This is a genomic window from Anaerocolumna xylanovorans DSM 12503, from assembly GCF_900143645.1.
Classification (GTDB): domain Bacteria; phylum Bacillota; class Clostridia; order Lachnospirales; family Lachnospiraceae; genus Anaerocolumna; species Anaerocolumna xylanovorans.
Genome location: NZ_FRFD01000007.1, coordinates 303,250 through 329,447, shown reverse-complemented (window position 1 = coordinate 329,447; position 26,198 = coordinate 303,250). Strand labels below are relative to the sequence as shown.

The following is a 26,198-nucleotide window of genomic DNA, read 5'->3' as shown; positions in this document are numbered from 1 at the left end:
CATTAAAGCGGTACGCGAGCTGGGTTCAGAACGTCGTGAGACAGTTCGGTCCCTATCCGGCGCGGGCGTAGGATATTTGAGAGGAGCTGACCTTAGTACGAGAGGACCGGGTTGGACTGACCTCTGGTGTACCGGTTGCACTGCCAAGTGCATGGCCGGGTAGCCAAGTCGGGAAGGGATAAACGCTGAAGGCATCTAAGCGTGAAGCCCCCCTCAAGATGAGATATCCCATAGCGTAAGCTAGTAAGACCCCTGAAAGACGATCAGGTGGATAGGTTAGAGGTGGAAGTGCAGCAATGCATGCAGCTGACTAATACTAATAGGTCGAGGGCTTGACCTAGAATTAGATGAATTTAAAATGTGTATGTTTATATAAAGTTTAGAATAGTACTAATTATCACCATATGATAATTAGTACTATTTTTTTGTTCTATCAGGAAAACTCAATGCTTCAGCCAGAGTCAACAGGCAGATGCAGTAAAACATTCTTGTGGTATTTTACATAGTTAGGTTATAATAAGTACATACATAAATATAAAAAGTTATAAAGAGTTATTATATAAGGAGGAAGTAATCTTGAAGCTAAAACGGTTATTTTATCATGTAATTCTTTTGAGCATTCTGTCATTCGTATTATTGCTTCCAGTTGGAATCAGTGCTAAAAATGAGGACTTTGTCATTAAAAATGGAACACTCAAAAAGTATCAGGGAAACAGTAAAAATGTTGTAATACCAGATACAGTAACAAGTATCGGAGTCAATGCATTTTACGGTAAAAGTAAGATTGTCAGTATTTCAATACCAAAATCAGTAAAAACAATAGATAACGGAGCATTTGCAAATTGCAGCAGCCTGATAAAAATTACGATTCCAGATTCCGTTATCAGACTTGGTGGGGGTGCTTTCAGCGGCTGTAAAAGTTTAGAACAAATCAAACTGCCTGTCTCTATTGTAGAAATAAACAGCCATACTTTTGCAGAATGTGGTAGTTTAAAGGATATTACAATACCGGGTAAAGTAGCAAGTATCGGTGATTATGCTTTTCAAAGCTGTACTGCATTAAAAAAAATAAAAATACCCAATTCTGTAACAAGCATAGGTAGTTATGCTTTTTCAAATTGTGATAAGTTGGCTGATATAGCGTTATCTCAAAAGCTAAAAGAAATAAAGGAGGGAGCTTTTTACAAGACGGCCTGGTATAAAGTACAATCTAAAAAAGGTGCAATGTTGATTTGTAATGGGATTTTATTCGATGCTATGAAAAGTAAAGGAAAAGTTACAGTGCCTAAAGGAGTTACTGAAATTGGATATAGGGCATTTGCTAATTCTTCCGTTACAGAAGTGATTTTGCCCAAAGGCGTGAAAAAGCTGGGAAGAGAGGCCCTTTCAGTAAGAACCTTAAGTAAAGTAACATTGCCCGACGGCTTAATTGAGATTGGAGACAGTGCATTTTCACAGACGAAGCTGGAAAGCATTAAAATACCTGAAAGCGTTACTTTAATAGATTTTCATGCGTTTAGCCATTGCTCATCCTTAAAGTCCGTAACAATACCGGAGGGAGTGAAGGAGATTGGAGGATGGGCATTTGCCAGCTGTATATCACTTCGGGAAATATCCTTTTCTAAGACTGTTACCAGTATTGGAATTAATGTATTAGACAGTGATGCAGCAATGGAAAAAGTAGAATTCAGCAGTGAGAATCCTGTTTATACATATGAAAACGGGTTTTTACTAAGTAAGGATAAGAAAGTATTGCTAAATTGTTTAAATACCGCAGGAGATATTAAGGTGCCGGAAGGAGTGGAGGATACGGCAGAAGGTATTTTCGATTACATGGAGATATCATCTATTACCTTTCCATCAACAATGAAATACATCAAGAATAATTTATTTGAAGATTGCAGTCGTCTTACCTATATTAAAATTCCCTCTTCTTTGTTGTCCTATGGCAAGCAAATAAGATATGGAGGCCGTTCATTAACCGGTATAGAGGTGTATACGGCCAATAATATTACTAATTACAGCAGTGCAGATGGTGTGCTTTATAATGCTGATAAAACAATACTAATATGTGAACCTTCGATGGATAATGTAACAGTAGCAGATTATGTGACAACTATTTCTGATTATGCCTTTCCCAATGCTAAGGCAAGTGTTACAATTCCCCAAACCGTAACTTTTATCAGTGATGAGGCGTTTGATATTTACAGCATAGCAAGGACGGAAAATGAAACACCATTTTATATATATGGCTACACCGGAAGTGCTGTAGAAGAGTATTGGAAAAAACATAAGGATTTATTTATGGCATATGGGATCCAGTTTCTAGCATATGATGGAATTTATACAATTTCATATAATTTGGACGGCGGTACCAATAATACGGCAAATCCGACAGCCTGTACCCATAATTCAGGCGAAATTGTATTGAAAGAACCAACAAAAGAGGGATATCTCCATCTGTAATGATGGCTGCTGCAGAGGAGAAAGCATAGTCAGGAGTATTCCCGAGAAAAGTCCTGGAAACATTGAAATAATAGAAAAATGGAAGAAAATAGAATGAATATATATGGGTAATTAACACTATTTGTATAATAAGTTTGAAGTTTGTAGAAATATATACTATAATATGATTAACCTGAAAAGAAAGACTATGGGGAAAGAGCTTAGGGAGGACCAAGTATGGAAAGTGGAGTATTACTGGAGAGCGGAACAAATGAACTGGAAATTTTGGAATTTAAGATCGGAGAGAATTTCTATGGAATAAACGTGGCAAAGGTCAGAGAAATATTACCCTACCAGAAACCGACACCAATTCCCAATGCGCATCCCTTTATCGAAGGCATTTTTATGCCAAGGGAAGACATAATTACACTGGTGAATTTAGCAACGGCCCTTCATGTACCTGAAAATGAAGGTGGTGATAAAATTGGTCATATGAATATTGTGACTAATTTTAATAAATTAAATATAGCTTTTCATGTACATGGAGTAGTCGGAATTCACCGTGTATCATGGGAGGATATTAATAAACCGGACAAGACTATTAATGCATCTGCTACCGGTATTCTAAAATGGGACAGTAAATTGATTGTCATTTTAGATTTTGAAAGAATTATAACAGATATTAATCCGGAAACCGGATTGAAAGTCTCTGACATAAGCCATCTGCATAATGGGAAGAGAAATGATATTCCTCTTCTGATTGCCGAAGATTCCCCTTTGTTAGGCAAATTAATCAAAGATTTTCTTGAAAGAGCTGGCTATTCTAATCTGATTATGACTGAAAATGGAGCAGAAGCATGGGAAGTAATTGAAGATTTAAAAAATGCCGGTACTGTTTTTGAAAAAATCAAATGTGTCATAACGGATATTGAAATGCCTCAAATGGATGGGCATCATTTGACAAAACTGATTAAATCCGATAAAGAGTTAAAGGAATTGCCGGTAATTATATTCTCATCGTTAATTAATCCTGAAATGAGAATAAAGGGAAAATCAGTGGGAGCCGATGCTCAGATAACAAAACCTGAGATAGGTACTTTAATTGAAGTAATTGATGGACTAGTAAATGCGTAATTGGGGTTTAGAAATATAAGTATCCTGCCGATATCCTATACATAAGCTTAGACATCAAAGGTGTCGAATGGGCAGAATAAAATGACAGTAAGAGAAAGGTTATATGCCTAGTATGAAGGATGAGAAAGATATAATTAACAATAATGGGGACACCAGAAGTGATAGTTTCAGTAGCGAAGATATTTATAGCCGTTTAAATGAAGCATCGGATATGGAGGATGCAGACGAGGACCTTTTGGCACTTCTTGATATGATATCAGCGCAGGATGAGAAACAGAAGAATAACAGTATTCCGGAAACCGTTAATAAGGTTGCAGAGAAAGAGCCTGTAAAAGAAAAAGAGCCGGACCCTATATTCTCTATGGATGATTTTAATGTGACCGGTGAGGAACCAAGCCATGAGGAGGAAACAGCTGACAGTTTTGCAGCTGATGAGGTTCTTGAGGCAGACTCCAAGGATACCTCTCCAAAATCTAAAAATCTCGACAGTATGGGAGATGTTTTCTCTGATGCACTTAGTGCGATGGACAGACTTGAGGATGAAGAACTTCCGGAAAATTTTGCGGGAAGTCCAAAAGAAAAGTCGGGACTTTTTAGCGGACTTTTTTCAAAGAAAGAGAAAAAAGATAAGAAGGAAGAAGAGAAAGAGCCTAAGGTAAAAACAAAGGCTGAAAAGAAAGAAAAAAAAGCTAAAGATGATAAAAGTAAAGCAGCTAAGCCGGCAGCCCAAGATAAGAATAAGAACAAGAAGCCGGCAGAACCGCAGCTGACAGAAGAAGAAAAGGCAAAAATCGAGAAGAAAAAGGAAGAAAAGGCAAAGAAGGCTGCCGCAAAAGCGGAAAAGAAAAAGGTTGCCGATGCCAAAAAAGCAGAAAAGAAGAAGGCGGCAGCAGACAAAGCAGCAATAAAGCAGCAAAAGAAGCAAGAAAAAAAAGAACTTACCCCTCCCGATCCGGATGATAATGTAAAGTTAAATACTCTTGGGGTAGTATTTATAATGACATTTTTCATACTGATTGCAGGTGTTGTAATTATAGGAACTAAGGCGTATTCCTATAATCTTAGTGTAAAAAGTGCAAGTTTAGAGTACTCCAGAGGAAGATATACAGAAGCTTATTATGAGATATATGGTCTTAATGTTAGAAAGCAGGATTATAAGACTTACGATAGGATCATGACCACTATGTATGTTAATAAAGAGTTGAATTCTTACTATAACTACATGGAAATGAAGAAATACCCGGAGGCGCTGGACTCCCTCTTAAAAGGGCTTGACCGTTATGAGATACATATCGACCATGCGAAGGAACTTGGAATAGAAAAAAATCTATCCTCTGTTAAAAAGCAAATATTAAAAGAATTGAAAAAGTCGTATGGGCTTACTGAAAAACAGGCAAAAACTATTAATACTATTGATGACCAGGCAAAATACAGTGTGAAGGTTATTAATACTGCCAGTGAAAAATACAATAATGATTAGATTTTATTACGATGGAGTGCAGTTGCAGACAATAGAGCTTGTTTGCTGCTGCACTTTAAGTTTAGTAAGAGGAAAGGTGAGTATAAGCTGCATAAAGTTTCTTTTAGACTTGTTTTTATAAATAAGCTATTATAAAATAAAGGAACAAGGAAGCACAACAGAAAGGACAAGGACATGATAGCTATAATTGATTATGATGCAGGTAATTTGAAAAGTGTTGAGAAGGCTTTGCATTATCTGGGAGAAGATGCTGTGGTAACAAGAAGCAGAGAAGAGATACTTATGGCAGATAAGGTAATACTGCCCGGTGTTGGAGCTTTTGGAGAAGCCATGAAAAAGCTTGAGAATTACCATTTGGTTGATGTAATAAAGGAAGCAGCAAGCGGCAAGCCATTCCTTGGTATCTGCCTTGGACTTCAGCTTATGTTTGAATCAAGTGAAGAGGCACCGGGAGTTCCGGGACTCGGCATTTTAAATGGGAGGATTCTTCGTATACCGGATAGTGCAGGACTTAAGATTCCCCATATGGGGTGGAATTCACTTACTATAAAAGAGGGTACAAAGCTTTTTTCCTCTGTTCCTGACCAGTCCTATGTATATTTTGTTCATTCCTATTACCTGAAAGCGGAAAAGGAAGAAGAGGTAGCAGCTTCGACGCAGTATGGAGTTATGATACATGCGGCAGTGGAAAAGGACAATATTTTTGCCTGCCAGTTTCATCCGGAAAAAAGCGGTGAAGTAGGGCTTAAGATATTAAAAAATTTTGCTAAGGTTTAGGAGGCCGAAGATGTTTACAAAAAGGATTATTCCATGTCTGGATGTCCATAACGGACGTGTTGTTAAAGGAATTAATTTTTTAAATTTGCGGGATGCAGGTGATCCGGTGGAAGTCGGACGGGCCTATGATAAAGCAGGTGCAGATGAACTGGTATTCCTGGATATTACGGCTTCTTCTGATGCGAGAGATATTAAGCTTGATATGGTAAGAAGGGTGGCAGAGACTGTTTTCATTCCCTTTACTGTAGGGGGAGGAATCCGAAGCATTGAGGATTTCAGAGCAATATTAAGAGAGGGTGCGGATAAGATTGCTGTGAATACGGCGGCTATTTTAAATCCTGCTTTGATATCCGAAGCAGCAGATAAATTTGGACGGCAGTGTGTGGTAGTTGCAATTGATGCCAAAAGAAGAGAAGATGGGTCCGGGTGGAATATTTATAAAAACGGCGGTCGTGTGGATGTGGGAATTGATGCAGTGGAATGGGCAATGAAAGCGGACAAACTTGGTGCTGGTGAGATTCTGCTTACCAGTATGGATTGTGACGGAACCAAGGATGGATATGATTTAGAGCTTACAAGAATTATTTCGGAAAATGTGTCCATCCCTGTCATTGCCTCAGGAGGTGCAGGTAAGAAAGAGCATTTTCTGGATGCTTTTACGAAAGGAAAGGCAGATGCAGTTCTTGCAGCTTCTCTTTTCCATTATAAGGAACTTGAGATCAGGGATTTAAAGGAGTATCTTAGCAGTAACGGAATTAGCGTAAATTATAGAAAAGCATAATTTACACCTCTCTGATTGGTGGCAGTAATCCATTTGCGGGCAGATGGATTATGCAATGGGAGCTAGTATAAGAAAGGATTAATTGATATGAGTGCCATTACAAATGATTGGTTAGAAGCAATTGGTGAAGAGTTTCGCAAACCTTATTATGCAAACCTTTATCGTTTTATAAAAGAAGAATACAGCAACTATATGATATATCCCCAGGCAGATGATATTTTTAACGCCTTCCATCTGACGCCCTTGAACGAGATTAAGGTGGTTATAATCGGGCAGGATCCCTACCATAATGTGGGACAGGCACATGGGCTATGCTTTTCGGTGAAGCCGGAAGTGGAAATTCCGCCCTCCCTTTTAAATATTTATAAGGAACTGGAGGATGATTTGGGCCTTAGGGTTCCCAATAATGGTTATCTGGTAAAATGGGCCAAGCAGGGAGTTCTTCTCTTGAACACCGTGCTTACGGTGCGGGCACATCAGGCCAATTCCCATCAGGGAAAAGGCTGGGAGGAATTCACGGATGCAGTAATTCATGCGGTGAATTCTATTGACAGACCCATTGTGTTCCTTTTGTGGGGGAGGCCTGCCGGACTTAAGAAACCCATGCTTACCAATCCGAAGCATCTTATTTTGGAGGCGCCGCATCCAAGCCCTCTGTCAGCCTACAGGGGATTTTTCGGCTGCAGGCACTTTAGCAAAACCAATGAATTTCTAAAGGCCAATGGACTTACCCCTATTGACTGGCAGATTGAGGATATTTAAGTGTAAAACGAAGCAATTATAGCATATGAATACCGTATGCGGCATTTTATCAGATACCGCATTGCTATTACCGGAAGTCCAGGCGGTGTATTTGCCCATTCTGCTGATAACAAGCAGAAATATTGAGATAGACCATATCAACAGGGCTTTGCGGCTATCGACACAACAGTAATAATCAAACCAGTCAGGAGATAAGATGTCTTGTAGCTTCCGTATACTTAAAGGGTGAAAAAAATAATTAGCTTGACAAACAAGGGAAACATCAATATAATGAATACAATTTCATAAGTCTTAAAAGCAATGATAAGAAGAAGTAATAGTCGGTAATCCAAACAGAAAGCAGCCGGTAGATGAGAGGCGCATGGCAGTCTGATTATGAATACATCTTTGAGCTGTGCACCGAACCATAGTTTATGAAGTAGGCTGCAACGTAACCTGCACACGTTATAGTGCTAGAGTATAACCCATTTTAATGGAGTACTTGAAGAGGTAAGCAATGCGAATTGTTTATAAAGAAAAGGTGGTAACACGAGATATATGCCCTCGTCCTTTCAGTAGAAGGACGGGGGCTTTTTTGTTCTTTTATAAAACACGCGCTTATCTCATAAAAAATGAGAAAGGACAAGAAGAAAATGAAATCAGTTGAAGAGCAGATGAGAATTATTGCCAAGGGGGCAAAGGAAATTGTAGGAGAGGAGGATTTAAGGAATAAGCTTGTAAGAGCAATTGCGGAAAACAGAGGACTTACTATTAAGTTAGGACTTGATCCAAGTGCGCCGGATATCCACCTGGGACACAGCGTAGTGCTTCGTAAAATACGTCAGATGCAGGATTTAGGGCACAGAGCGGTTATTGTTATCGGAGATTTTACCGGAAGAATCGGAGATCCTACCGGAAAGTCAAAGGGACGGGCAGCACTTAGTGAAGAACAGGTGAAGGAGAATGCCAAGACTTATACGGATCAGATTTTTGAAATTGTAGACCAAGAGAAGACAGAAGTGGTATTTAACAGCAGCTGGCTTAAGCAGCTGGATTTTGAGGAAGTCATACGGCTGGCTGCTTCGGTTACCGTTGCCAGAATACTGGAGAGGGACGATTTCACAGAACGGTATAAGAATAATGTCCCTATCGGTCTTCACGAATTCTTTTATCCCTTGATGCAGGCATATGATTCGGTGGCACTAAAAGCTGATATTGAAATCGGAGGAACAGACCAGACCTTTAACATATTAATGGGGCGCAGCCTTCAGAAATGGATGGGGATGGAAGCGCAGGCAGCAGTCTTTATGCCAATTTTGGAAGGGCTTGACGGAGTAGAAAAGATGAGTAAGAGCCTCGGCAATTATATCGGTATTCATGAGCCTGCCGAGGTTATGTTCAAGAAAGTGATGGAGGTTCCGGACTCCCTGATTATCAGATACTATGAGCTGGTAACGGATGAACATCCTGATGCAGTAGCAAGACTTAAGGAGGAACTTACGCAAGGGCGCAATCCCAGGGATGTAAAGTACGAGTTAGCCAGAATTGTAACGAACTTATATCATAAAGATGAGGCAGCTAATGCCGAGAAATACTACAAGGAAGCTTTTATGAATAAAGGGATACCGGAATCCATACCGGAACTGGTGATTGACTTGGATAAGGATACTCTTGCAGGCATCATTCCAAAGCTTATAGAGGAAGAGTATGTTAAAAGCGGCAGTGAATTCAGGAGGATTTTATCCCAGGGAGGAACATCTCTTAACGGAAGAGTACTTACAATGGAAGAATTGGACCAGGTGCTAATCTGCGGCGATGTTATAAAAATCGGTAAAAAGAAATTCGCAAAGATTATTAAATAAGAGCAGCGGTTGAATGAAACTATCGGCTATGACTGCATCAGACGGAAGACTTTTCTTACGTATGATGCAGTCATAGCCGGTGTTTCTTTTTAAAGGTGCAATCTTTAAACGGTGGATTCCCTGATAATCAGTGAAGTAGTATATTGGGAATAAACACGTGGGATACCGGGGTTCTTGATTCGCTCTATAATGCAGTTGGCTGCCGCAATGCCGAGTTGCTCTTTTGGCGTGTCTATTGTGGTAAGGGGAGGATGTACTTTACCGGATTCAGGAATGTTATCAAAACCTACGATGGAGACGTCTTTTGGGATACGGTATCCCAAGAATTGCAGAGCATGCATTAATTGAATTCCTGTCCAGTCATTGCCGCAGATAAAAACATCCGGCAGGGATTGCATTTTTTTAATCTTATCTATCAGGTAAGGAAAGTCCATAAATTTATCATCCGTATCATAAAGCAGCGAACATTTATCGTCCAGCTTTAATTTGAAGCTTTTTAAGGTTTCGCAGAGGGCATCATATCGTTCCTGAAAGCCCCTTCCGACATTCGAGGAATAAATATCACCTGCAAAGGAAAAACGGCTGGCTCCTTTTTCAATTAATTTTGTAACCAAAAGTTTTAAGTTTATCTTGTTTTCCATTGTTATAATATCTAATTTGCCCATAATCTGCTCATAATCTCTGGGCATATCTACTGTTACAATCGGAAGATTGTATCGGAACAATGCACTGATAACACGCTCATCACAAATCTCTACCAGAATAATTCCTTTTATCATGGGATCACCTAGTATGGAGGGGAATAGAAGGTTCTTAAGGTCATTTTCATTCATAATTCCCAATACAAGGCTATAGCTGTGGGGCCGTAATACGGACTCAATACCTTTTAAAACATTGGTCCAGAATTCAGAATAATTGGCCGATGCCCGGGTCAGAAAAAGAATGGAACCCAGAGTGGCAGCAGAAGCGGAGGAATTGTATTCCATGATGGAATTCTGATAATTCATCTCTCTTGCTTTTTCCTGAATCATCCTTCTGGTTGTATCCGAAACACCCGGACTGCCGCTAAGGGCTTTTGATACTGTGTTGCGCGATATGTGCAAAGCTTCTGCAATATCTTTAATTGTACATTTCATTATCACGGGTCTCCTTTGTTTTTTTTAATTATATTATATAAAGTGAAAAAATGCAAATATAAATGCAAATAATGCATGGGTGCATATGATGGCGAATGATTATTGAAATGACAAAAATGTTCCATAAGAGTAAACACTGTGCATAGGAGGGGATAAATGCACACAAAACATAGTTATCCTTGTATATAATGTATAAAATATATAAAAAATATTTGATAAAAACACAGAAAATATATAATATGCACAAAAACTATTGAAAATAGCTTAAAAAAAATATATTATATAGATGTAGAGAATAATTAAGTTCCAATAGCTAAAGTTAATATAAACTAAAAATGAATTGGTGCAAAATGTGCATTTATTCAAAATGAAAGGTAAGAATGTTTTATGTCAAAATTATTTTATAAGCCAGAAGATGCGTGGGTGGGGGATTTGATTCCCTATTATGAAGACGGGGTATATTATGGTTTTTATCTCCATGATCCAAGGTGTAAGAAAGATGAATATGCAGAGGAAACTACCTGGCATTTGGTGACGACAAAGGATTTTGTCCATTTGGATTACCATGGGGAAGCAATAAAGCGGGGCGGAGAGGATAAGCCCAACAAAAATGCGTATACCGGTTCGGTTATAAAGGACAGCAGTGGGATATATTATGCATATTATACTGCTTATAATGCAGATATTACGATTAATGGAAAGAGTGTCCAGTCTGTGATGAGAGCCAGAGGCACAGACATTTATCATCTGGAAAATGATGAAGATTTCCTGTTTGTGGCGGATGACACTATATATGAATCCTTCGACTGGAGGGATCCTTATGTATTTTGGAATGAAGAGGAAGAACAGTATTGGATGCTCTTAGCTGCCAGAAGAAAGGGGGAAGGAGCATTAAGAGGAGGGTGTATTGCCCTTTGCAAGTCAAAAGACCTAGAGGATTGGAGTTATGCCGAACCATTTTTTGAACCGAATATGTATGTGACCATGGAATGTCCGGAAGTTTTCCGGATGGGAGAATGGTGGTATCTGGTGTTTTCTACTTTTAATGACCGGTTTGTAACCCATTACAGGATGGCAAAAGACCTTAAGGGACCCTGGATTATTCCGGAGGATGATGTATTTGATTCCAGGGCTAATTACGCGATAAAGACAGCTTCCGACGGCAGACAAAGATTTGCTTTCGGCTGGATACCCAGTAAAAAGGGGAGCACTGATTTTGGACCTTGGGAATGGGGAGGGACTATGGTGTTTCATGAAATCTATCAGGAAGAAAATACAGGGTTTCTAAAGGCAAGGCCTGCAAAAGGAATGGAGCAGTATTTTAAGAAAAGTGAAAAACCGGAGCAATTTAGCAGTTTTCATTGTGAAGTAAAGCAGGAACAGGATACCTGGCTTATGAGGAGCCAGATGCTTGGAGCAGCTTTGTTCCCTGTGCCAAAGGATACTTTTAGCTTAGAATTTGATATTGAAGTCGAAGAGGCCTATGAATTTGGAATTGCTGTCCATGTGGATAAAGAAATGGAAAAAGGGTATTTTCTTAAAATGGACCGTAAAAAGAATATGGCTGCATGGGATATGTGGCCAAGAAGCGAACAGGGTTTCTATCAGTGGCAGATAAAGGGGGATATAGCTTATCAGGTAGAAACTGTCAGAAGATTACCGGAGGGGAACAGATACCATATTCTGTTAATACGCGAAGAGGATATCTGTGTAGTATACATAAATAATGAAGTTGCACTGTCAACCAGAATGTATGATCATTGTGGCGGATATGCGGGATTGTACCTGGTGCAGGGAAAAGCCGTTATACGGAAAATAGTTATTAGAACAAAAGGATAGTACTTTTGTTTCGATAAAGAAAAGGAGAGAATAAGATGAAAAAAAGGTTGATTAGCTTACTTATGGTGTTTACAATGGTTACTGCTCTATTAACTGGCTGTGGCGGAAAAACGGATAATACAGGTTCCGGTGGTTCGGATTCCGGAAAGAATCCGTCAAAATCTTCGGAAGAAAAAACGGTTGTAAAATGGCTGGCTTCAAGGCCGGTTGACGGAGCAATTGATTTAACTATGAGAGAGATTGCCAAGCAGTACAGTGAGGAACATGGGGGTAATTGGGAGCTGCAGGTAGAGACAACAGCGGACAGGCCTTCCTATCTTCAAAAACTGAAAACATTGATTGCCGGTAATAATATGCCGGACATTATCGATATTGATGCAGATCCATATTGCAAAGAGTTAGTGGATGCAGGAATGTTGGTAGATGTAAAGTCCTTTTTGAAAGATGAGGGAAAATACGATGATTTTTATCCCATAGCATTAAAATACCAGGAATTTACCGACGGTTCCATGTATACACTGCCTTTGGAATATCATGTGGAAATGATCTGGTATAATAAGGAAATCTTCGCTGCCAATAAGGTGGAAGTTCCAAAGACAGTGGATGAATGGCTGGATGTCTGTGCGAAGTTAAAGGCAAACGGCATAACACCTATTTCCGTAGACGGAGTTGACAGATGGCCGGTACAGCGCTACTTGGCAATGTTACCTTTCCGTGATACCGGTAATGACTATATAATCAATCTTCGTGACGGGAAAGCATCTATGGGGGATGAAACCGGAATGAAATCGATTAAGTTTTTACAGCAGATGGGACAATATTTCAATGAAGGTTTTGCGGCAACGGATTATGCAACTGCCCAGTCTTTATTTCTTGATGGAAAATCTGCCATGTATTATATAGGTGACTGGGAGCAGGCAGCTATGTTAGAGCAGTATGAGGCCGGAAAGGTTGACTATTTTTATCTTCCGACTACTCCTGACGGCAAAACGGGAGCAAACGAATTCTGTGTTAATTCCGGTATCGGTATGGCATTTAATACAAAAACCTTTGATGAGAAAACAAAAGATTTCATACTCTATGTAATCGATAATTATGGTAAAATCTATGCCGGCAGACAGCAGATGTCACCTATTAAGACGGAATTGCCAAAGGATATTAAATTCACGGATCTCTATTTAAGAATTCAGAAAGATATGAACAATACGGGTGAACATTTCTTAAAGCCCTGGGATACTTATCTGGATTCCGGTACCAACGCAATCATGCAGGACAATATGCTGTTGGTAGCTTCCGGGGATATGTCGGCAGAAGATTTTATTAAGCTGGTGGATGATTCCATAGCAGTCAATAAACAATAGGCAAAAAGAGGCTGCCGCAAATGAGATGAAAATAAAGCATTCATTTTGCGGCAGTCCCAAATTGAGGTGACCCATGGGAATATTAAAAGACAAAAAAGCATTCTGGGTATTTTTACTGCCGGGATTATTATTTTATATACTGGCAGTTTTCTACCCCATTGAAGAATCTATCCGGTTAAGTTTTATGAAATGGGGCGGAATAGGGGATAAGAAATTTGTAGGATTCGATAATTATGTACTGATGTTTCAAGACAGAGTTTTTTATAAGGCTTTTTTCAATAATCTGATCTATCTGTTAATTGTTGTTTCCATGCAGCTTATAATAGGTTTGATGTTTGCGGTACTATTATCTTATATGAAGCGTAAAGTTACATTGGTAAAGACATTATATTATGTACCCTGTATAGTAACTACGGTAGCTGTAACCCAATTGTTCCGTAGTATGTATGCTACGGAACCTGAAGGTTTAATAAATCAGATACTAAATGCCGTAGGGCTTAATGGTCTTGCTACTTCCTGGCTTACGAATATTAAAACGGTTTTAGCCTGTGTATCCATTCCGGAAGGATGGAGATTTACAGGTATGTATATGGTTATTTTTTATGCGGCACTGATTTCATTGGACTCGCAGGTATATGAAGCCGCAAAGGTGGATGGGGCCAATGAATGGCAGATTTTGATCCGGATAAAGATGCCTTTGATTAAGCCCATACTTTTACTGACTTTAACCATGTGTCTTACAGGAGCTCTTAGAGGCTTTGACATTCCGTTTTTGTTAACAAGCGGAGGTCCGGGAAATGTCAGTGAATTGATGTCAACATATATGTATAAAAAAGCCTTTTCCAGCAACCAATATGGTTATGGCAGTACCCTTGCGGTATTTATTATTATTGAAAGCATATTGGTGGTGTCTCTCCTAAGAGCAGGCTTTACTTCCAGAGAGGACAGGGAAACCAGAAAAATGCAAAAACTTAAGAAAAAGGGAAGGAGTGTAAAGGACCTATGAAAAAGAAAGCAGGAAAGATTATTTTTAGTTTGATTATTTTATTCTTCTTGGTGATACAGCTTTATCCGATTCTTTGGCTGTTTATGGCCAGCATCAAGCCGACAGTAGAACTGGCTTCAACTCCCTTTTCGTTTCCACACAATCCCACTTTAATGAATTTTATAAAAGTTTTTAAGGATGGTAAAATCGGGTTATACATGTGGAACAGCTTAAAGGTTACGGGCATTTCACTGCTGTTAATTGTGGCATTAAGTTCCACGGCGGGATTTGCATTGGCAAAGTTTAATTTCAGGGCTACAAAGAAAGTATATGCTTTTTTTACCTTTGGTATCATGGTTCCGGTTCAGATTACATTGATTCCTCTGTTTATTTTCTACAGTAAAATAGGAATTCTGAATACCTCTTTTTCGCTGATTCTGCCGCAGGTAGGATTTGCACTGCCGCTTTCTGTCATGATGTTTTACAGTTTCTACAGCTTTTTACCCAATGAGCTGTTGGAAGCGGCTATTGTTGATGGATGCAGTACTTACCGTATTTTTGCAAAAATCGTATTTCCCCTGACCCGAAACACCATAATTACCATTGCATCCATGTACAGTATATTAATCTGGAATGATTTTATTTTTGCTAATACCTTTATTAGTGACAGTGCCGCAAAGACGGTGGCAATGGGCTTAAAGGATTACGTAGGAGCCTTTGGCAATGTGGACTGGGGTTCTACTTTTGCGGCAATTACAATTGCTATACTGCCGCCCATGATTGTTTACTTTGTATTAAACCGCTGGGTTACTGCCGGTATGACGATGGGGGCAACCAAGGGATAATGGAAGGAGGAGATGTTGATGTTTTATAATAGCATGGAGACATTACCGGTTTTAAAGAATGGAAAGAGCAGAGCCATTAACTGGGAAAACAGAAAAGGAGAAAAGGGTAAGGGGGGTATGGCTGCCAGTGAGTTAGGGCCTGGCAGAAAAGGCTCTCCCTGCATTCCGAAGCTGACAGCCGGAGGAACAGAAACTCTGGCCGAAATTGAGGGGCCGGGAGTTGTTCAGCATATCTGGATTACCGTAACCGACCGTACCAGTGACCGCAGCCGTTATGTGCTAAGGGATTTGGTGCTTAGGATGTACTGGGATGGGGAAGCGGAACCTTCTGTAGAGAGTCCTCTGGGAGACTTTTTCTGCTGCGGTTTTGGCGTATCATATCCTGTTAATTCCATGCCTGTCGCAGTAAATCCGACCAGGGGCTTTAACTGCTATTTTCCTATGCCTTTTGAAAAGAAAGCAAAGATTACTATCGAAAATCAGAACGATGAAGATGTCAACGCGTTTTTTTATCAGGTGGATTATTGTTTGTATGATGAATTGCCGGCTAATACCGGCTATTTTCATGCACAATGGAAAAGGGAGCGCCTGACCGAAAAAGGGAAGGATTATGTGATTTTAGACGGAGTAAGAGGAAAAGGGCAGTATGTGGGAACCTATATGGCATTGACAACCCTGGAGCGTTATTGGTACGGAGAAGGCGAAATAAAGTTCTATCTGGACGGTGATGAAAAATATCCGACCATTTGCGGAACCGGAACAGAAGACTACTTTGGCGGGGCTTGGAGCTTTGCAACCCAGGAGAAGGGAAGGACCGTAGAAAATACCTACTGTACAGCCTTTATGGGTTTTCCTTATTATTCAAATCATGATACGTTTATTCACAACGATTACCATAATGATGACCAGATGCCCCAGAGAAGCTTTTACCGGTGGCATATAATGGACCCGGTACTGTTTGAGGAAGATCTGAAAGTAACCATTCAGCAGATTGGAGTATGCCATGGAGGATTATTCGAAAGGCAGGATGATGTGGCAACAGTGGCTTACTGGTATCAGAAAGAACCCCACAACCCCTTTGGACCGCTGCTAAAGCGCAAAGAGCGCTGGCCCAGATAACGTATTCAAAGAGAAGGATGAAATTAGCTTTCAGGCTGCAAAAAGGGTGTCACAAAAGTCTGCCAATCTCATGACTGGCTGACTTTTAGGACACCCTCTTGATGTTTTATTATATACCGGTCTCAAAACTGGTCTTTGAAGTAACCGGAGGCGTGTGGTAGATATCTTTAATTTCCATGTTGTGGAGCGGCTTACTCTCCATATTCTTGACCGCAGTGGCAAGCATAAGCTTGATACGGTTTAATTGGTTAACCTCACTGGCACCGGGATCGTAGTCTACTGCCACAATGTTGGATTCAGGATATCTAAGCCTTAGCTCTTTAATAACACCCTTGCCTACAATGTGGTTAGGAAGGCAGGCAAAAGGTTGGGTACATACAATGTTTTTAACACCGGAATGGATTAATTCTACCATTTCACCGGTTAGAAACCAGCCTTCACCGGTTTGATTACCTACTGACACAATAGGAGTAGCGTATTCAGCGAGAGTTTTAATCGGTACCGGAGGAGTAAAGCGCTTGCTCTTCTCGAAAGAAACCTTTGCTTCCTTTCTGCATAATTCAAGTGCCTTAATTAGCAGGTTACTTATTCTTGCCGAAGACTTTTTAAAGCCTAAATAATCCGCTTTAAAGCTTGCATTATGGAAGGAATACATAAAGAAATCTAATAAATCAGGAACTACTGCTTCTGCTCCCTCTGCCTCCAGTAACTCAACCAGATAGTTGTTGGCGGCAGGGAGGAATTTCACCAGAATTTCACCTACAATACCAACTCTGGGTTTTTTTATATCTTTCAAAGGCAGATTATCAAAGTCTTCAATAATGCCCCTGATGTTTTTCTTGAATTCACCCCACTTTGCATTGGTTACGGCTGTCTTGCACTTTTCATTCCACTTTTGGTACAGAGCATTAGCAGAACCGGGAACTTCTTCATAGGGCCTTGTGCGGTACAATACTCTCATGAATACATCGCCGTATACCAGGGCCTGTACAGCGCTCATTATCAGCTTCGGTGTATATTTCATACCCGGATTCTTTTCCAGTCCCGTTACACTTAAAGAAATAACAGGAATCTGAGTCATACCGGCCTTTGCAAGAGCTCTTCTAATAAAATTAATATAATTGGTGGCACGGCAGCCGCCGCCTGTCTGGGTAATCATGACGGCTACTTTATTTAAGTCATATTTTCCTGACAGCAGTGCATCCATAATCTGTCCTACTACCATCAGAGAGGGGTAGCAGGCATCATTATTAACGTATTTTAAGCCTACATCTACTGCTGAATGATTATCATTGGCCAGAATCTCAACATTGTATCCGCCGGTTCTTAAGGCACTTTGCAGGATATCAAAGTGAATAGGTGACATTTGGGGGCAGAGAAGGGTATAGTTCTTACGCATCTCTTCCGTAAATACAACCCTGGTATGAGCATCTGATGCAATGGGAACATTGCAGGAGGTTTTCTTTCTGTCCCTGTCACTGACAGCGGATAAAAGAGAACGGACCCGGATTCTGGCAGCTCCCAAATTATTTACTTCATCTATTTTTAAGACGGTATAAATCTTGCCGGATTTGGTTAGAATATCATTAACCATATCAGTTGTAACAGCATCCAGACCGCAGCCAAAGGAATTCAATTGAATCAGTTCAAGACTCGGCATAGTCTTTACGTAAGAAGCAGCGGCGTATAGTCTGGAATGGTACATCCACTGGTCAACTGCCACAAGAGGTCTGTCAACCTTTCCTAAGTGGGAAACGGAATCCTCTGTGAGTACGGCAACATCATAAGAGTTAATCAGTTCAGGGATGCCGTGATTGATTTCGGGATCAATATGGTAAGGACGGCCGGCTAAAACAATACCTTTTTTGCCGTTTTCAATCAGGTAAGCAATGGTTTCTTCACCTTTATTCTGAATGTCCTTTCTCTTGGCCTCAAGCTCAGCCCAGGCTTTATGAGCGGCAGACTTTACTTCTTTTGCAGAAGCGTTGTTGATGTCTTTCATAATTGCAACAAGGCGGTTACTTAAGATTTCCTCATTTTCAAAGGACATAAAAGGGTTTTCGTAGCGTATTTTATCACTTCTAAGCTCTTCCACATTGTTCTTGATATTCTCGCTGTAGGAAGCAACAATGGGGCAATTGTAATGGTTACCCGCACCCGGTACTTCGCAGCGTTCATAAGGAACACTTGGATAGAAGATAAAGTCAACTCCCTGCTTGATAAGCCACATAATATGTCCGTGGGCAAGTTTTGCAGGATAGCATTCGGATTCACTGGGAATGGATTCAATTCCCATCTCATAAATCTTTCTGCTTGAATCAGGTGAAAGAATTACGCGGTATCCAAGCTCTGTAAAAAAAGTAAACCAGAAGGGATAATTTTCATACATATTAAGCACTCTTGGTATTCCTACTACGCCTCTGGGGGCTTTATCCTCGGCCAGTGGTTCATAGGAGAAGAGGGACTTTAATTTGTAATCAAATAAATTCGGTACATTGGCTGTATTTTTGGCTTTGCCCAGGCCTTTTTCACAGCGGTTTCCGCTGATAAACTGTCTTCCGCCGGTAAAACGGTTAATGGTAAGACGGCAGTTATTTGTACAGCCTTTGCATCTTGCCATAGAAGATTCAATTGTTAATTCGTTAATTTTATCAAGAGAGAGCAGAGTGCTTTCTTCGCCCTGATAGTGCTCTCTGGCAATTAAGGCTGCACCAAAAGCACCCATAATTCCGGCAATATCCGGTCTTACAGGTTTACAGCCGGTAAGAAGTTCAAAGCTTCTTAGAACTGCCTCGTTATAGAAAGTACCTCCCTGTACAACTACGTGCTCTCCCAAATCCTTCGGGTCGGTAATCTTTATAACCTTAAAGATAGCATTCTTAATAACGGAATAAGCCAGGCCGGAAGAAATATCTGCTACCTGTGCGCCTTCCTTTTGTGCTTGTTTTACTTTGGAATTCATGAACACGGTACATCTGGAACCTAAGTCAACAGGATTTTTGGCAAAAAGAGCAACTTCCGCAAAATCAGCTACTTCATAGTTTAAAGATTTGGCAAAGGTCTCAATAAAGGAACCGCAGCCCGAGGAGCAGGCTTCATTCAACTGGACACTGTCAACGGTATTATTCTTAATCCTGATGCATTTCATATCCTGACCGCCGATATCTAAGATACAGTCTACCTTTGGTTCAAAGAATGCGGCAGCATAGTAGTGGGCGACGGTTTCAACTTCTCCTTCATCCATCATAAGGGCTGATTTCAGAAGAGCTTCACCGTAGCCTGTGGAGCAGGAACGGATTATCCTGGCCTCTTTCGGAAGAATGGAGTAGATTTCTTTCATGGCTTTTATTGCAGTCTTTAAGGGACTGCCGTTGTTATTACTGTAGAAGGAGTACAAAAGGGAGCCGTCTTCACCCACAACAGCTATTTTGGTAGTGGTGGAGCCTGCATCAATACCCAGATAGCAGTCACCTTTATAAGTCTTTAAATCAGCCTTTTTTACTGCTTGTCTGGAATGACGTTCCTTAAAATCGTTATATTCCTTTTTATCCTTAAACAGAGGCGACATACGGTTTACTTCAAAATCCATGGTAATTCCCTCTGTCAGCTTTGCAGCAATCTCCTCCAGAGTAATAAGGGTATCATATTTGCTGTTCATTGCAGCACCTACGGCTGCAAAGAGGTGGGAATGTTCAGGTGCTATTATCTGGTCTTCTGTGAGGTTTAAGGTACGGATAAAAGCGTTCTTTAACTCAGTTAAGAAGTGCAGAGGACCTCCTAAGAAAGCTACATTTCCCCGGATGGGTTTGCCGCAGGCAAGACCGCTGATGGTCTGGCTGACAACTGCCTGAAAGATAGAGGCGGATAAATCCGGCTTTGTTGCACCTTCATTGATTAAGGGCTGGATATCGGATTTAGCAAATACGCCGCATCTTGCGGCTATGGGGTAAATGGCCTTGTATTCTTTCGCATATTCGTTAAGGCCTGATGCATCGGTATTAAGAAGGGTAGCCATCTGGTCTATAAAAGAACCGGTACCCCCTGCGCAAATGCCGTTCATCCTTTGTTCAATTCCGCCGGTAAAATATATAATCTTGGCATCTTCACCGCCAAGTTCGATTGCCACATCAGTTTTCGGAGCATAATTCTGCAGGGAAGTAGATACAGCGACAACCTCCTGTACAAAAGGAATACCAAGATGCTTTGATATAGTAAGACCACCGGAACCGGTTATCATAGGGGCTATTTTTACATTGCCCAATTGTCCGGCAGCATTTTTTAACAGCTTGGCTAGGGTTTCCTGAATGTTAGCAAAATGGCGCTCATATTCAGAGAAGAGGATTTTATTTTCTGTATTTAATACCGCAATTTTAACGGTAGTGGAGCCAATATCGATTCCTAAAGTGTATGGTTTTTTATAATCGCTCAAACGGCTTACCTCCTTAACAAGAATTGTAACACTATAATATATGAGATGAACATAAAATGATTACAACCATAGAAATTGCTTTTCATATTTCTATATTATAGCGTAATTCCGATAACCTATATTATACGACACAAAAATGGGAAGTTCAACACTGGAATTTTACTCTACCGGTTAAATTGGGAAAATATAGAGATATACCAAGGACATAACAGCAATATCTGGAACAAATAACCGTCCTCATTAATATAATATAAGGAAACAAAACGCAGCCTATTGTGACCTGCGGTGAATATTCAGACAATCAGGTTACGGGCGTGGAAGGATGGAACATGAACTTTAGTGAATACCGTTGCATGAATTATGTGATTGAGCAGGGGGACACCCTATATAGCATCAGCAGAGAGAATAATGTCCCCTTGCCTTTAATTTTGAGACTTAATCCCTTTGTAGACATATATAACCTTCAGGTAGGAGACGAGATCTGTATTCCGGTTATTGTAGGGGCAAGTCAGAATGAGGTATTCGAGTATGTAGTGGAAGAAGGAGATTCTGTACAATCAGTACTGGATAGGTTTGAAATCACTCCGGAAGACTTGCTAAAAAATAACAGTTTAAGTCAGATGATGCTTTTACCGGGTACCAGGTTAAATATTCCAAGTGAACCGGAATAAGGAGTTTAAGGGGATACAGAATATGGGAGCTGCTGCAATTTAGAAAAATCCGTACACAAAACAATCTTGCAGCAGCTCTCTTGATGCTGGTTTTGGATATAAAATTTTCATTTTTCTTTTCAAGATTTTTATTTGACTTTAAATGTTAGAAAACATATAATGTAGTGGACACCAAATCACGATAATCAAAGGATGCCAATGGCATCAATTTTAGAGAAAGGACGTAAGCACCGTATGGAAGCGGGACCCAGTTGTGAGTATCGACGATTAAAACAAAATAACGCACTGTACGGGGCAGTTTAGGTCTGAAACTTCTTCTGCTTTGCCGTGCAGTAGAAGGAGTGAATCATGATTGAGATTTTAAAGACATTTGAGGACGGAATACATTATCTTGATACGATTGAGGCAGGATGCTGGGTAGTTATGACGGACCCATCAGCCACGGAATTACTTGAAATATCCGAAAACTGCCACATTGATATTGACCACTTAAGAGCACCTCTGGATGAAGAGGAGCGCTCAAGAATTGAAGTAGAGGATGACTATACCCTGATTTTGGTGGACATCCCTACAATGGAAGAAAGAAACGACAAAGACAGGTATGTTACAATACCTCTTGCTATTATTGTGGCCAAGGATTTTATTATTACGGTATGCCTGGAAGAAACCAAGGTATTAAAAGGCTTTATGGACGGCAGGGTAAGAGACTTTTATACTTATAAGAAAACGAGGTTTATTCTCCAGATTCTTTATAAGAATGCCAGTGTATTCTTACAGTACCTAAGGATTATTGACAGAAGAAGCGAACAGATCGAACATAAATTGCATATCTCAACAAAGAACAGTGAATTGATTGACCTTTTGGAACTGGAAAAAAGCCTGGTGTACTTTACCACCTCTTTGCGGGCAAATGAAGTGGTATTAGAGAAGATGTTAAAGATAGACAGTATAAAGCAATATCCTGAGGATACAGAGCTGCTTGAGGATGTCATCATAGAGAATAAACAGGCCATCGAGATGGCTAATATATACAGCGGAATCTTAAGCGGAACCATGGATGCTTTTGCTTCTGTCATATCAAATAATCTGAATATCGTTATGAAGTTTCTTGCAACCGTCACCATTGTTATGTCCATACCTACAATGATTGCCAGTTTTTTCGGTATGAACGTAGAAGGGATACCCTTTGAACATGCACACTATGGATTTGGCATAATAATCGCTATTACTTTGATTGTGACTTTTTGTATTGCCATGGTATTCCGCAAGAAAGACCTGTTTTAGGAATAATTAAAGGATGTGAATGAATGAATTTTTTAAATAAGCTGGAACGCAAGTTCGGCAGATATGCAATCCATAACCTGATGCTATATGTATCGATTCTCTATGCTACAGGTTTTATTATCAATCAGATAAATCCACTGTTCTATCAGCAGTATTTAATGCTTGATATTGATAAGCTGCTGCAGGGACAGGTATGGAGAATAGTCACCTTTTTAATACAGCCTCAGTTTGATAACATGTTATTTGCTGCCATTGGAATTTACTTTTATTATATGATTGGCTCGGCGTTAGAGAATGCATGGGGAGCTTTTCGTTTTAACCTTTACTATTTTAGCGGCTTGCTGTTAAATGTCCTGGCTGTGGTAGTATATTATATGGTTGCGAATGTCAGCATACCTCTTGGCATGGATTATATCAATTATGCCATGTTCTTAGCTTTTGCCACTTTGTATCCGAATACTCAGATACTGCTTTTCTTCATTATACCTATAAAAATAAAATATTTGGCTTATCTGGATGTGCTGTTTCTCGGAATGCAGCTATATAAAGCCATTGCTTCGGGAAATTATTTTATAGCATTTGCTATTGTTATAGCCCTTGGCAATTTTTTGCTATACTTCTTTTCCAGCAGAAAGTATAAGAGGTTTTCACCGAATGAGGTTAAGAGAAAGCGGAACTTTAAGAGTCAGGTAAGAAGCGGTGAAAAAGGCAATAATGTAGTGGATTTCAACGGAAGAAGGCAAATTACGCGTCATAAATGTGCAATCTGCGGAAGAACAGAGTTAGATGATGAGAATCTGGAATTCAGGTTCTGTTCCAAGTGTGACGGCAACTATGAGTATTGCATGGATCACTTATTTACACATGAGCATGTTAAAAAGCCGGAGAATAGTAATCATTAAATTTTAAATAAAAACAAGACAGGCAGGTATGAGGCATAAACTCAGATATCTGTCTGTTTTCTTAGGAGGAAATTATGGCGTTATTACATGTTGATTTTTTTTCAGACGTATTAGGTATGTGTATGCAAATGGATGTGATTTTACCCCAGCAGACCAATGGGCAGATTGGTATGGAAGGAAAAGGCGTGCCGGGAAAAATCCCGACCCTGTATCTGCTTCATGGAATGAGTGATGACCATACAATCTGGCAAAGAAGGACTTCTATTGAGCGTTATGTAAGTGATTTGGGAATAGCCGTTGTTATGCCCACAACCCATCTTGCCTGGTATACGGATATGGCATGGGGAAACCGTTACTTTGCCTTTATCTCAAAGGAACTGCCCGAAATCTGCCGTTCTTTCTTTGCCAATCTATCCGATAGAAGAGAAGATACCTTTGTGGCAGGCCTGTCTATGGGAGGCTACGGTGCATTAAAGCTTGGGCTTTCGGCTTCTGAAACCTTTGGAATGGCTGCCTCTCTTTCCGGCGGACTGGACGTGGCATCCATTTGCAAGAATATCACGGAGGAAGAAGAAAAGCATTACTGGCAGGGAATCTTTGGACCGTTAGAAAGGGTAGAAGGCAGTACAAATGATTTGTTTGCAGAGGCAAAAAGACTGAAAGAATCCGGAAAGCCTCTTCCCAAGATCTATATGTGGTGCGGTACGGAGGATTTTCTCTATGACCATAATGTACGTATGAAAGAGCATCTTACAAAGCTTTCATATGATTTAACCTATGAGGAATCGCCGGGAGACCACCAGTGGAAATACTGGGATGAAAAGATTCAAAGTGTATTGGAATGGATTGTGAAAAACAGGAATAACGGAATTTAGGAGGAACTTTTTTATGAATAAGCACTTAAGGGCAGTTTGTACGGAAATTGAGAAGGAACAAGAGCTTGACAGAAACCTGCCCGTATTTATCAACCACCTGGTTAACCTTTACAGTCAGTATGCGGAGGTTAAGTTTACCATACATTATTATACTTTTTATGAATATTTTGCAGAAACCTTCCCGAGTGGCTTTGAGGAAGAGGAATCTTTAAAAGAATTCAATGAACTCTTAAAGGAATATTTTCTGGATGGTGAGGCTGGAAGCAAGACAGAGGAAGGAATCGTTAAATTAAATGCGCTTCGTAACAGCTGCATTAAAAAAATGCAGGTTCTTACTGCCTATACAGATATCTTCCAGGTGTATGAGTATGTCTTAAATCGTATTGAATACCGTTTTAAGGATGCAGGGGAGGAGCCTTCTAGGGAGGAGTTTGTTAAAAAGGCCCTTGCTTATATCTTTGATACCAAAGATAATGTCGTGGTTAATGGTAAGATTAAAGAGGTTTTGGGACAGCTTCCCATAAGGATGACCAAGCAGAAATATTTTGAGCTTATAAAAAGCAGTATCTCCCTTTATAAGGATGGGGATATGAGCTCTTTGGAAAGCTTCCTATATATGATTAAGACCTGCTCCATGCTCTATGATGCGGACGAAATGAAGGATTATCCTTATCTTATAAACCTTAGAAAAGATTTTACCAATGAGAATTATAAGGAAATTACAAAGGAACGTTATGAGGAGCTTACAAAGCTTCTTGAAATATCGGCTTCTTATGTTAATACAAGGGTAGATTTTTACTTTGGTTTGCAGGAGTGCATTAATAATCTGTATGTAATGCTCTTATCTTCTCCCTATGTTTATATGGAAGGCGGATATAAACTTGAGAATCTGAAGGAAGAAATGAAATACCTGATCCTTCCCCAGGAAATGGATAAGCTCAGGGAAATTATCAGTGATATAAATAAACAATTCCTGACAGGGGAATTTCTGCCTCTTGGTGAAGAGGTAGAAAAGAAGTTATCCTACACGGAGGGAAAGCAGGAGATATTAATTGAAGAAGTAAGTAAGATTGAAGCCTATCTTCCCGAAATTAAGGGACGTTACCAGGGCTTCATTGAGAGTCTGATGCTTGGGCCGGTATTTAACAGCGTATTGTTATCGGAGAAACTTCTTTCCAGCAGTTTGTTTATCGATCTTGATAAAATAGATAATAAAGAAAAGGTTGATGAGGAAGATATCGTAAAAACCCAGGATGAGGTACTAAGTGAATTATCCCGCCTGTTCTCTGAAAATGAAAGAGCTGTAACAAGAGCTGTTATGGCAAATACCTTAAGTAAGCTGCCGGTCTTCTTTCAAGACCAGGCAGAAATTAAAGAATATATTGCAAATAGCCTGGAGCAGTGCCAGGATAAGGCAGAAAAGACGGCCTGCATTCGTATAATAGAGTCATTTTTTGATAATTAGTCTGTATTTTTCCATTCCATCTGTGGTATAATGTACACGTTAGCGGATTATTCCAATATAAACCAAT

At 40.0% G+C, this 26,198-nt stretch carries 19 protein-coding genes, 1 rRNA gene and 1 other annotated feature; of the genes, 18 read left to right on the top strand and 2 right to left on the bottom strand.

What is annotated here, in order from left to right:
- From BUF11_RS13650 to tyrS, 8 genes are all read left to right on the top strand, one after another.
- Positions 1-340 (top strand): 23S ribosomal RNA (locus BUF11_RS13650); the annotation flags it as partial.
- Positions 341-576: 236 nt separating this feature from the next.
- Positions 577-2,466 (top strand): leucine-rich repeat protein, encoded by a 1,890-nt coding sequence (locus BUF11_RS13645; protein ID WP_073589401.1) that lies wholly within the window; start codon positions 577-579, stop codon positions 2,464-2,466.
- Between the two features lie 216 nt (positions 2,467-2,682).
- A complete protein-coding gene (locus BUF11_RS13640; protein WP_073589400.1) occupies positions 2,683-3,579 on the top strand; it encodes a chemotaxis protein in 897 nt (298 codons plus the stop codon).
- A 103-nt stretch (positions 3,580-3,682) separates the two neighbouring features.
- The gene (locus tag BUF11_RS13635; protein ID WP_073589399.1) at positions 3,683-5,059 is read left to right on the top strand and encodes a hypothetical protein; all 1,377 of its coding nucleotides are present in this window, start codon (positions 3,683-3,685) and stop codon (positions 5,057-5,059) included.
- A 174-nt stretch (positions 5,060-5,233) separates the two neighbouring features.
- Positions 5,234-5,836: an imidazole glycerol phosphate synthase subunit HisH gene (gene hisH / locus BUF11_RS13630; protein ID WP_073589398.1), complete on the top strand. Its 603-nt coding sequence runs from the start codon at positions 5,234-5,236 to the stop codon at positions 5,834-5,836.
- A gap of 10 nt (positions 5,837-5,846) precedes the next feature.
- Positions 5,847-6,617 (top strand): imidazole glycerol phosphate synthase subunit HisF, encoded by a 771-nt coding sequence (hisF, locus tag BUF11_RS13625; RefSeq protein WP_073589397.1) that lies wholly within the window; start codon positions 5,847-5,849, stop codon positions 6,615-6,617.
- 87 nt (positions 6,618-6,704) lie between these two features.
- The gene (gene ung / locus BUF11_RS13620) at positions 6,705-7,379 is read left to right on the top strand and encodes a uracil-DNA glycosylase (RefSeq protein WP_073589396.1); all 675 of its coding nucleotides are present in this window, start codon (positions 6,705-6,707) and stop codon (positions 7,377-7,379) included.
- A 291-nt stretch (positions 7,380-7,670) separates the two neighbouring features.
- Positions 7,671-7,933, top strand: a binding site (T-box leader).
- A 78-nt stretch (positions 7,934-8,011) separates the two neighbouring features.
- Positions 8,012-9,220, top strand: coding sequence for a tyrosine--tRNA ligase (tyrS, locus tag BUF11_RS13610; RefSeq protein ID WP_073589395.1), 1,209 nt, complete (start codon positions 8,012-8,014; stop codon positions 9,218-9,220).
- A gap of 104 nt (positions 9,221-9,324) precedes the next feature.
- Here the strand turns inward: tyrS and BUF11_RS13605 are convergent, their stop codons facing one another.
- Positions 9,325-10,356 (bottom strand): LacI family DNA-binding transcriptional regulator, encoded by a 1,032-nt coding sequence (locus BUF11_RS13605; protein ID WP_073589394.1) that lies wholly within the window; start codon positions 10,354-10,356, stop codon positions 9,325-9,327.
- 387 nt (positions 10,357-10,743) lie between these two features.
- Between BUF11_RS13605 and BUF11_RS13600 the strand changes: the two genes are divergently transcribed.
- The 5 genes from BUF11_RS13600 (at position 10,744) to BUF11_RS13580 (ending at position 16,505) form a co-directional block, all read left to right on the top strand.
- On the top strand, positions 10,744-12,195 hold the full coding sequence (locus BUF11_RS13600) for a glycoside hydrolase family protein (protein WP_073589393.1): 1,452 nt from the start codon (positions 10,744-10,746) through the stop codon (positions 12,193-12,195).
- A gap of 35 nt (positions 12,196-12,230) precedes the next feature.
- The gene (locus tag BUF11_RS13595; protein ID WP_073589392.1) at positions 12,231-13,556 is read left to right on the top strand and encodes an ABC transporter substrate-binding protein; all 1,326 of its coding nucleotides are present in this window, start codon (positions 12,231-12,233) and stop codon (positions 13,554-13,556) included.
- A 73-nt stretch (positions 13,557-13,629) separates the two neighbouring features.
- On the top strand, positions 13,630-14,562 hold the full coding sequence (locus BUF11_RS13590) for a carbohydrate ABC transporter permease (RefSeq protein WP_073589391.1): 933 nt from the start codon (positions 13,630-13,632) through the stop codon (positions 14,560-14,562).
- Positions 14,559-15,386: a carbohydrate ABC transporter permease gene (locus BUF11_RS13585; protein ID WP_073589390.1), complete on the top strand. Its 828-nt coding sequence runs from the start codon at positions 14,559-14,561 to the stop codon at positions 15,384-15,386. The genes BUF11_RS13590 and BUF11_RS13585 overlap by 4 nt, the downstream gene beginning before the upstream one ends.
- Positions 15,387-15,398: 12 nt before the next feature.
- Positions 15,399-16,505 (top strand): glycoside hydrolase family 172 protein, encoded by a 1,107-nt coding sequence (locus BUF11_RS13580; RefSeq protein WP_073589389.1) that lies wholly within the window; start codon positions 15,399-15,401, stop codon positions 16,503-16,505.
- Between the two features lie 109 nt (positions 16,506-16,614).
- Here the strand turns inward: BUF11_RS13580 and BUF11_RS13575 are convergent, their stop codons facing one another.
- Positions 16,615-20,934 carry a 2-hydroxyacyl-CoA dehydratase gene (locus tag BUF11_RS13575; protein WP_084558653.1) on the bottom strand — a complete coding sequence of 1,440 codons (4,320 nt, stop codon included), beginning with the start codon at positions 20,932-20,934 and terminating at the stop codon, positions 16,615-16,617.
- Positions 20,935-21,263: 329 nt separating this feature from the next.
- On the opposite strand from BUF11_RS13575, the gene BUF11_RS13570 reads away from it, so the two are divergent.
- The 5 genes from BUF11_RS13570 to BUF11_RS13550 all read left to right on the top strand — a co-directional run bounded on the left by BUF11_RS13570 (position 21,264) and on the right by BUF11_RS13550 (position 26,131).
- On the top strand, positions 21,264-21,605 hold the full coding sequence (locus tag BUF11_RS13570) for a LysM peptidoglycan-binding domain-containing protein (protein WP_073589423.1): 342 nt from the start codon (positions 21,264-21,266) through the stop codon (positions 21,603-21,605).
- Positions 21,606-21,953: 348 nt separating this feature from the next.
- Positions 21,954-22,889: a magnesium transporter CorA family protein gene (locus tag BUF11_RS13565; RefSeq protein WP_073589388.1), complete on the top strand. Its 936-nt coding sequence runs from the start codon at positions 21,954-21,956 to the stop codon at positions 22,887-22,889.
- A gap of 23 nt (positions 22,890-22,912) precedes the next feature.
- Positions 22,913-23,791: a flotillin family protein gene (locus BUF11_RS13560; protein WP_073589387.1), complete on the top strand. Its 879-nt coding sequence runs from the start codon at positions 22,913-22,915 to the stop codon at positions 23,789-23,791.
- Between the two features lie 74 nt (positions 23,792-23,865).
- Entirely contained in the window at positions 23,866-24,666 is an 801-nt protein-coding gene (locus tag BUF11_RS13555; protein ID WP_073589386.1) for an alpha/beta hydrolase, read from the top strand.
- A 13-nt stretch (positions 24,667-24,679) separates the two neighbouring features.
- The gene (locus BUF11_RS13550) at positions 24,680-26,131 is read left to right on the top strand and encodes a hypothetical protein (protein WP_073589385.1); all 1,452 of its coding nucleotides are present in this window, start codon (positions 24,680-24,682) and stop codon (positions 26,129-26,131) included.
- Positions 26,132-26,198 lie beyond the last annotated feature (67 nt).